Source organism: Bradyrhizobium sp. sGM-13 (assembly GCF_018398875.1).
Lineage (GTDB): Bacteria > Pseudomonadota > Alphaproteobacteria > Rhizobiales > Xanthobacteraceae > Bradyrhizobium.
This window is the reverse complement of sequence record NZ_JAGWDK010000472.1, coordinates 1-226: the sequence shown is the minus strand read 5'-3', so window position 1 is coordinate 226 and position 226 is coordinate 1. Positions and strand designations below refer to the sequence as shown.

Below are 226 nucleotides of genomic sequence, written 5' to 3'. Positions count from 1 at the left end.
ACTGCAGGATGCGGAAGGCGCGATCGACCGCAAACGGTGTCGAGCGCACCGACAGCCACGACACGATTGCGACCAGAACCAGCGCCAACAGGAATCCAACCAGCGGCGACAACACGATCGCCAAGAGCGTCTTGGACAGCCCGCTCCAGACCGCGGCCGAAATCCCGGCCTTCGCCACGCCGGCGCCGACCAGTCCGCCGATCAACGCGTGCGAACTCGACGATGG

The 226-nt window shown here is 65.9% G+C and carries 1 protein-coding gene; it reads right to left on the bottom strand.

The window, feature by feature from the left end:
* Nucleotides 1-226, bottom strand: a 226-nt coding sequence (locus KJQ96_RS39700; protein WP_213291295.1) for an inorganic phosphate transporter, incomplete at both ends; no start/stop codon positions are given.